We start from the raw sequence: 4617 nt of genomic DNA, 5'->3' as shown, positions 1-4617 counted from the left end.
ATTTTGCATATCCATCATTAATATAAGATTCTATTATGAACAATTATGATAATAATAAAAACAATGACAAACCAGCTGGTCTCTTTGCGGACAAGGCTTATGAAGAAACTCTTGATTCCCCAAACCAAGACACTCAACCTTTATTAACTGAGCCATCAACACCAGAACCAAGAATGACAAAGAAAACCATCGCCAGTGGTGAACCGCTCAAATTGGCGGTCGTTGGTCATACCAATACGGGTAAAACCTCTATTTTGCGCACCTTATTACGTGACGTTTATTTTGGTGAGGTCAAAAACGAGGCTGCCACCACACGGCATGTCGAGCAGGCTCAATTGACAGATAGCCAAACTGGCGAAGTGCTAGTCGCACTATATGACACGCCTGGTCTAGAAGATGCCTCAGGATTAATGGATTGGTTAGAGGATAATACGGCCAGTCGACGTGATGGTATTGAACGCTTGCAGCAATTTTTGGCATCGGATATCGCTCAAGGTTCAGACAGCTATGAATTGCCATATGATTATAGCCAAGAAGCCAAAGTGATTCGGCAACTGCTGGCAAGCGATATGGCTATTTACGTCGTTGATGCGCGTGAGCCAGTATTGGGTAAGTATAAGGATGAGCTGGCTATTTTGTCTTGGGCTGCTATTCCTGTGATGCCTGTCTTTAATTTCACAGACAGTCAAGATGCCAATATCGACGAATGGCAGACGATGCTGGCAAGACGAAACTTGCATATATCCACGCGTTTTGATTCAGTTGCTTTTGATTTTGAAGATGAGATGCGCCTATGGAAAAATCTATCGACTATGCTTACCCACTCTGAGATGCTAGAGCAACTGATGCAGCGTCGGACGGAAAACTGGGCACAACTGAGTGATGAAGCAAATATTATCATTGCTGACTTTCTGATCAATGTCGCCGCTTTTGTACGTGAGATTAATGACAGCGACGATCCTATGCCAGTGTTGGCGCAAATGCAGGAAGCTGTTCGCCAAAGCGAGCGTGCTATGCAGCATAATTTGCTTAATTTATATAAGTTTTATGACAATGCAGTTGCTGCAACACCACTTGAACTACAGGCATACCAGCAAGACCCATTTGACCCTGAGCTGCTAAAAAGCTATGGCATTCGTACGACTTCTGGAGCAGCAGCCGGCGCATTATTAGGCTTAGGTGTTGACGCAGCGGCTTTAGGCACCACATTGGGATTGGGTGCAGCGATTGGTGGTATTGCAGGAGGGTTATTATCTAACACCAGTAGCATTGCTGATAGGATCTCAGGGGTAAAACGCTTATATATCGATCCTGCTACGTTGACACTGCTGGCCACTCGCTCGATAGACTTACTCACGGCACTACGTCATCGTGGACATGCTGCAACAGATGCGACCCAGCTGATATATAAAGGCGCAAAAAATAACAGTGAATCAGACGAGAATGAAAACGACAACGTGACGCCATGGCCAACGCATAAACTACCAAGTGAGTTAAAAAAAGCACGTGGTAAGCCGCAATGGTCATCACTTAGTAGTGGCAAATCCGAACAAGCCCAGTTGTTACGGGCAGATAAGGCGTGGTCGCTTTCAGCTAAATTGCAGTCGTATAATTATAACTAATAGAATAGTTGAGCCATAATGTATTGGCTCAACTGTAAATCATGATGTTTATCAGCTATTTTCGAATTCTTCGATCGCATCTAGACAAGGCTTTTTACTCTCTTGATAGTATTGCAACATATCCTTAGTTCCCTGTGGCTCTTTCTACTGTCGTCGCTGCTGTGCCAGTAGTCCATCCGTCCACGCACCCATCATCTCTGGTAGTACCAGTAACCGTAGAGTATGCCCTGTTGGTGCCGTATCAAAAATAATGTGATCATAATCTGCATCTGCGGCGTTGACCAAATGCTGACACATAGACTCAAGCATTGCTGCTTCCTGCGCGCCTGGTGCCGATTTTGATAGCTGCAAATGTTCTCGAATCTTAGGCATCATATCTGGATTGGCATAGGCTCTAATCGTACGCTCAACTTGTGCAAAATGTTCGTCAACGATAGTGTCAGGGTTCAACTCAATAGCATCCAGATAAGGTGATATCACTGTTTTTCCGTTCTTCAGTCGGATGTTTAATACATCGCCCAAACTATGTGCTGGATCGGTTGAGACAATTAAGGTTTTTTGCTGCTGGCTTGCATAATAGCTGGCAAGTGCAGCGGCAGTCGTGGTCTTTCCCACACCGCCTTTTCCACCGATAAATATAATCGGTTGTGTCGCCAGCTGCTCTACCAAAGCCTGTAAGGAATGTAAAGCCATGTTGTTATCTCGTCTCTTGTCTCATTGTGCAATCAATGCTTAGCTTATTTTTATCACTGCCATTAGCAGCAACCAACGTGGTCAAAGGGACATCTATCCATACCCATTCTAGTGTGCCATTCGTGGAAATTTTCTAAAAATAAAGGCTGTAGCTCTAGCGTATAAAAGCTGGCAGGATTATCAATACCTAAGCTCTCAGCGAACATGAGTAGCATAAAAAAATCTTCTTCATCACGTGCAGCACGCGCCATCGTCTGACGGTATGGCGCATGATAAAACTCATTTAGTCCAGCGGTAAACCGTTGCCACCATGGCTTAATGTCGTTTGATGTGGTATCGCTTGGCTTGGCATTATCTGACATATTGGTATCGTCCATAACTTTTTCATCTCCTACGTCTTGTTATCTATCATGCCTATTTGATACAAAAAACGCCAGCAATGGCTGCTAGCGTTTTTTATTTCTTTACAATATATGAACTTTTCTAACGTTTAGATATCATCTTCGATTTTGCCTTTACCTCTGTGTAGCGACCATTCTTTTCGCAATACAGATAGACTCTCAAACGTGACTAGAATAGTCGCTATCAAAATGATGATGTCCATAATGATAAGCAGCCAATTTCCATCCGTGAAAAAAGTTTTGAGCTGAATCAATAGTGCCAATACGGTCATAACCAATAGGAACGACAACGGCGCTAAGGTAAACCAAACAGGCTTGCCTTTGCGTAACAAGATAACCGTTACGATCATTAAGGTTAAAGCAGCCATTAACTGGTTGGTCGTACCAAATAGCGGCCAAATAACCATACCACCGGCACCATCAATACCACCAGCACCAAATGCTAATAATAGACAAGTTCCAACTGCTAATAACGTTGCGACGACGCTTTTGTTAAGTATGGGTAATTTGTAAATCTCACCAAACTCTTGGAAGATATAACGCTGCAAGCGCACACCAGTATCCATCGTAGTGCCTGCAAACAATGCAGCCATTACGGTAAGCATCGTCTGTGATAGCACCATATCAATACCAACACCAGCATTCAAGATGGTTGCACCACCATCAATAAAGGCACCAATCGAACCGTCACCAAATTTTTGATAGACAGCTTGCCAGTCACCAAGCGTCGCAAAACCTGCGGTTGCTGCCAGGATTGCCCCAAGTGCCAGCATACCCTCGCCTAACGCGCCGAAGTAGCCAACGAAACGCGCATCTCCTTCTTTATCAATCTGCTTAGAAGTCGTACCTGTCGCGACCAAACCATGGAACCCTGAAATAGCACCACAAGCAATCGTGACAAACAACAACGGCATCAGTGAAGGTGTGTCCATTGGTAATGATGTATTAATAGCTGGCGCGACAATATCGGGCGTCGCAATAAAAATGGCCGCATACAATAAAATCAAACCGACAAAGAGCTGTAAGCCGTTGATATAATCGCGTGGTTGCAATAGCATCCATACAGGCAGCAACGAGGCAACCGCCGCATAGGCAAATAAAATCAAGATCCATACGGCATTATCAGGCAACCCAAAAATAGTCTCGGGTAATACAATAGGGAACATAGGACCAAGATAGATAAGTCCGTATAACGCAGTTACCCCGATAATGGATACCCAGATCAAATTCATATTGTAGCGATAAATACACTGACCAATGATAAAGGCAACCACTAAGGCACCCCAAACTGGCAACACAGCAGATGGCGTCTTAATCATCATGTTAGCAATCGCCACGCCAAATACAGCATTGACCATCAGCAATAACAAGAAAATAACAACCATCATCAAGCTGCGGACGCGGGTGCCCATGACAGTACCAGCGATAGAGCCAATCGATTGACCCTTGTTGCGCATACTTGCCCAAATAGCTGACATATCATGTACGCCAGCCATAAAAATAGTACCTAATACCACCCAAATGATGGCGGGTAACCAACCCCAAATAACCGCAATGGCAGGACCGATAATCGGTGCAGCACCTGCCACTGACGTGAAATGATGCCCCCATAACACATACTTGTTGGTCGGGACATAATCCACCCCATCTTTCATCGTATGCGCTGGCGTGGGACGACTGTTGTCCAATGCTAAAATTTTGGTGGCGATAAATTTTGAGTAAAACATATAACCGCAGAGCATGGCGGCGACACCGAATAGTAGTACAATAGCACTATTCATCTCATCTCATCTCATCTCTCCCTAGACAAGTAGTAGGGTCTGCTGAACATTCAAATGTGGTGCTGGCAGTCACCATTTTTTAGACAATATGCAGTGAAATTTTTGACGCCTAGTTATTCT

At 44.3% G+C, this 4617-nt stretch carries 3 protein-coding genes and 1 pseudogene; 1 reads left to right on the top strand and 3 read right to left on the bottom strand.

Annotated features, from left to right (window positions below; all coding sequences use genetic code 11):
* Positions 1-35 precede the first annotated feature (35 nt).
* Positions 36-1622 (top strand): DUF3482 domain-containing protein, encoded by a 1587-nt coding sequence (locus tag QL982_RS14095; protein ID WP_290190419.1) that lies wholly within the window; start codon positions 36-38, stop codon positions 1620-1622.
* A gap of 147 nt (positions 1623-1769) precedes the next feature.
* Here QL982_RS14095 and QL982_RS14090 read toward each other — a convergent pair.
* The 3 genes and pseudogenes from QL982_RS14090 to QL982_RS14080 form a co-directional block, all read right to left on the bottom strand.
* Positions 1770-2315, bottom strand: a pseudogene (locus QL982_RS14090) (TRC40/GET3/ArsA family transport-energizing ATPase); the annotation flags it as partial.
* A gap of 62 nt (positions 2316-2377) precedes the next feature.
* Positions 2378-2692 carry a cory-CC-star protein gene (locus QL982_RS14085; RefSeq protein WP_290164979.1) on the bottom strand — a complete coding sequence of 105 codons (315 nt, stop codon included), beginning with the start codon at positions 2690-2692 and terminating at the stop codon, positions 2378-2380.
* Between the two features lie 113 nt (positions 2693-2805).
* The gene (locus QL982_RS14080; RefSeq protein WP_290164981.1) at positions 2806-4497 is read right to left on the bottom strand and encodes a carbon starvation protein A; all 1692 of its coding nucleotides are present in this window, start codon (positions 4495-4497) and stop codon (positions 2806-2808) included.
* Positions 4498-4617 lie beyond the last annotated feature (120 nt).

The organism is Psychrobacter sp. 5A.1 (assembly GCF_030407455.1).
Lineage (GTDB): Bacteria > Pseudomonadota > Gammaproteobacteria > Pseudomonadales > Moraxellaceae > Psychrobacter.
The sequence above is the reverse complement of the archived record's forward strand: the minus strand, read 5'-3'. Positions and strand labels throughout refer to the sequence as shown.

What these genes read in the sequence shown, in the direction of transcription:
- QL982_RS14085 (WP_290164979.1), bottom strand. Translation starts at nt 2,692, where the DNA reads ATGGACGATACCAATATGTCAGATAATGCCAAGCCAAGCGATACCACA.
- QL982_RS14080 (WP_290164981.1), bottom strand. Translation starts at nt 4,497, where the DNA reads ATGAATAGTGCTATTGTACTACTATTCGGTGTCGCCGCCATGCTCTGC.
- QL982_RS14095 (WP_290190419.1), top strand. Translation starts at nt 36, where the DNA reads ATGAACAATTATGATAATAATAAAAACAATGACAAACCAGCTGGTCTC.